Source organism: Paracoccus sp. SY, from assembly GCF_002901215.1.
Classification (GTDB): Bacteria; Pseudomonadota; Alphaproteobacteria; order Rhodobacterales; family Rhodobacteraceae; genus Paracoccus; species Paracoccus acridae.
This window is the reverse complement of the sequence record NZ_NWMQ01000241.1, coordinates 1-322: the sequence shown is the minus strand read 5'-3', so window position 1 is coordinate 322 and position 322 is coordinate 1. Positions and strand designations below refer to the sequence as shown.

Annotated in this window: 1 protein-coding gene; it reads right to left on the bottom strand. The window is 66.8% G+C overall.

Going from position 1 to position 322, the window contains the following annotated elements:
* On the bottom strand, positions 1-321 hold a 321-nt coding region (locus CK944_RS22705; RefSeq protein ID WP_146038803.1), incomplete at its 3' end, for an ATP-binding cassette domain-containing protein.
* Between the last annotated feature and the right edge of the window lies 1 nt (position 322).

The following is a 322-nucleotide window of genomic DNA, read 5'->3' as shown; positions in this document are numbered from 1 at the left end:
CTGGCGCAGGCCCTGCTGGGCCAGACCAAAGGCGATTTCCTCGATCACGGTCGGGAATATGATCTGGTGATCAGGGTTCTGGAAAATGATTCCAACGCCTTTCAGGGCGGCGCGGCGGTCTTGCGCCATGTCGATGCCAAAGGTCCGCGCATCGCCCGCATCCGGCACGATCAGGCCCGCGATCACCCGCGCCAGCGTTGTCTTGCCCGAGCCATTGCGCCCGACGATGCCGATCCGCCCCTCGGCCAATTGGGCCGTCACGTCCCGCAGGACCGGGCGCCCGGCCAGGGTCACGCCGATGCCGCGCAGATCCACGCTCATC